Origin of the sequence: Psychrobacter sp. UBA6766, assembly GCF_002453355.1 — a bacterium.
Lineage (GTDB): Bacteria > Pseudomonadota > Gammaproteobacteria > Pseudomonadales > Moraxellaceae > Psychrobacter.
In genome coordinates this window covers 1-2,855 of sequence record NZ_DKGQ01000046.1, presented here as the reverse complement: position 1 = coordinate 2,855, position 2,855 = coordinate 1, and the positions used below count along the sequence as shown (strand labels likewise).

The window sequence follows — 2,855 nt, the reverse complement described above, 5'->3', positions numbered from 1 at the left end:
ACTTGGTGTGTTAATCTAAGTAATAAAACTACAGGGCAGGGTAAGGATAATTATGCGAATTTTAGATATGCAGACAGTAAAAGAACAGCTGACCATGTCAATGGCAATTGACGCTATTGAAGCGTTACTCAAAGTTCAAGGCGCGCATCCAACCTGGGTAAAGACGCCTGAGCGCCTTGTCATTCCAACCTTTGAGGAAAGCAGTACAAAGAGTTCTGGCAGCCATTTATCCATGCCAGCAGTGGTATTTGATGGTGCTAACGAATTCGCAGTCGTCAAGCTGGTCAATATCTGCCCAGATAATCCTAAGCGTGATAAACCAACAACCGTGGCCAATATCACGGTTTCAGACAATGAGACAGGAGAGATGCTGGCCTTTTTGGATGGGATTTATATCACCCAAGTACGCACTGCGGCACTGTCTGGCATCGCCACTAAATATTTAGCCAATCCTGATAGTCGTGTGGCAGCAGTGGTAGGGACGGGCGGCATGGCGTATGAGCAGCTTAATGCTATCCTTACTGTGCGTCCAAACATCCAGCAAGTGAACCTTTGGAACAGAACCATAAAGACGGCACATCAGTTTCAGGATAAATTTGAAAAAGACTACCCTCAGTGGCACGTTGATTTTAAGGTCTGCGACGATATTGGCGTAGCGATTAAAGACGCCGATATTATCAATTTGGCAACGCGAGCGACGACAGGCTTGTTCGAAGCGGCGCAGATAAAGGCGGACGCTCATATCAATGCAGTGGGTGCTTATCAAGCATCGATGAAGGAAGTCAGCAACTCGGTGATAGAGGCCAGCAGTGCTGTCATTATCGACGATGCCGGGGGCGGCTTTCATGAAGCGGGCGATTTGATACAAGCTCATGAAGACGATGATAGTACCTGGTCGTGGGATAAGCTGACGGGGACGCTAAGTGATTTAGTCAATGAAAAAGTCAGTATTGACCTAAATGCCGATAAAGGTATCACACTCTTTAAGTCGGTCGGCGCTGCAAGCTTCGATGCTGCCGTTGCTTTAAAGATTGCTCAAAAGGCCAAAAAAGAAAGTTTGGGCCAGTTCGTTGAGTTATAAGGACAAGCGTCTAATCAGTGGTGTGATATCAAAGAACATTTAAAAGCAATTAAACCAAATTAATTCAAGTTGACGGTGATTCAAGTTGACAGTAACTCAGTTAACTATAGTTGATTTTTACTCATTAACAAGCCAGTCAGGATGCTTAACTTAACTTTTAGGCATGTCTGTAGTGCAACTAATAGTCATATAAGCGGGCTAAGATAGTAAGAATAAGGTAACATTAGGATGAGAAAAGAGGTGCAAATGTAAATAAAAAAGGGAGTTTAAAAATGAAAGGGATTACACGCTTCTCGAATAGCCTAATGGAAAAATATTTACCCGATCCATTTTTGTTTGTCATTATCTTAACATTGGTTATTTTTGGCATGGGATTAGGTTTAACTGATTCCTCACCAATACAGATGGTGGCGTTTTGGGGCGAAGGATTTTGGGCGTTACTGGCGTTTTCGATGCAAATGGTGCTGGTGTTGGTCACTGGTTTTGTCTTGGCAAGTAGCCCGATATTTAAAAAAGGGCTGGGCAAACTTGCAAGCTTTGCAAAGTCGCCAAGTAGTGCCATTATATTGGTTACCTTGGTATCTCTTGCCGCGAGCTGGATCAACTGGGGTTTTGGCTTGGTGATTGGCGCCTTATTCGCAAAAGAATTAGCAAAACGTGTCGAAAATGTGGATTACCGATTGCTTATTGCCAGTGCGTATTCTGGCTTTATCATTTGGCATGCAGGTTTCTCTGGTTCGATTCCGTTATCCATTGCAACAGAAGGTCATCCATTCGTTGATAAAATTGGCGTGATTCCAACGAGTGCTACTATTTTTGCCAGCTATAATTTAATTATCGTCGCGGCATTAGTAGTTATCGTCCCGTTACTAAACCGTCTAATGATGCCAAAAAAAGAAGATACGGTTACCGTCGATCCGAAACTTCTCGTAGATCCTATCATTGAAACGCTTCCAGAAAAATCAGAGATGACACCAGCAGAACGCTTAGAAAATAGCTGGATTTTATCCATGGTCATCGGCTTATTGGGTATTGCCTTTATCATTTATTATTTTGTCCAAAATGGTTTTGCCTTAACGCTCGACCTGGTTAACTTCATGTTTTTATTCCTTGGGATTATATTCCACGGAACGCCGCGTAAGTATTTGATTGCTATTCAAGAGGCCGTCAAAGGGGCAGGCGGTATTATCGTTCAATTTCCTTTTTATGCTGGCATTATGGGAATGATGACGGCCTCTGGCTTGGCAGGGGTGATGTCAGAAGCGTTCGTTAACGTCTCAACAGTGGAAACCTTGCCGCTTTTTGCCTTTTTAAGCGCAGGACTGGTTAACTTTTTCGTTCCTTCCGGGGGTGGACAATGGGCGGTGCAAGCGCCAATCATGTTGGAAGCAGCGGAAATGCTCGGTAGTGATCCGGCTAAAGTTGCCATGGCAGTGGCGTGGGGCGATGCTTGGACAAACATGATTCAGCCATTTTGGGCGTTGCCTGCATTGGCAATCGCTGGACTCAAAGCCAAAGATATCATGGGCTTTTGTGTTATTGTACTGATTGTCAGCGGCGTTGTGATTGGTTTGGGGTTGTTGTTTTTATAACTAAGCCTGCAGTTAATGGCCTTACCTAGTTGATAGGTGAGGCTTTTTTTTGTTTAAAAACAATGGAGTGAAACAAACAGAAAAGCTCTGCGAGCTGTATTAATTATTTAGGGGGTTTTTTCTGCGAAGAATATGTAGGAGGTTATATCTGGATGATAAAACTTAGATTAACACACCAAGTG

Annotated in this window: 2 protein-coding genes; both read left to right on the top strand. The window is 43.5% G+C overall.

Going from position 1 to position 2,855, the window contains the following annotated elements:
- Nucleotides 1–52: 52 nt before the first annotated feature.
- Nucleotides 53–1,081, top strand: a complete 1,029-nt coding sequence (locus tag B4K26_RS10575) for an ornithine cyclodeaminase family protein (RefSeq protein ID WP_296245420.1) — start codon at nucleotides 53–55, stop codon at nucleotides 1,079–1,081.
- A gap of 272 nt (nucleotides 1,082–1,353) precedes the next feature.
- Nucleotides 1,354–2,673, top strand: coding sequence for a short-chain fatty acid transporter (locus tag B4K26_RS10570; RefSeq protein ID WP_296245419.1), 1,320 nt, complete (start codon nucleotides 1,354–1,356; stop codon nucleotides 2,671–2,673).
- Nucleotides 2,674–2,855: the final 182 nt, after the last annotated feature.

What these genes read in the sequence shown, in the direction of transcription:
- B4K26_RS10570 (WP_296245419.1), top strand. Translation starts at nt 1,354, where the DNA reads ATGAAAGGGATTACACGCTTCTCGAATAGCCTAATGGAAAAATATTTA.
- B4K26_RS10575 (WP_296245420.1), top strand. Translation starts at nt 53, where the DNA reads ATGCGAATTTTAGATATGCAGACAGTAAAAGAACAGCTGACCATGTCA.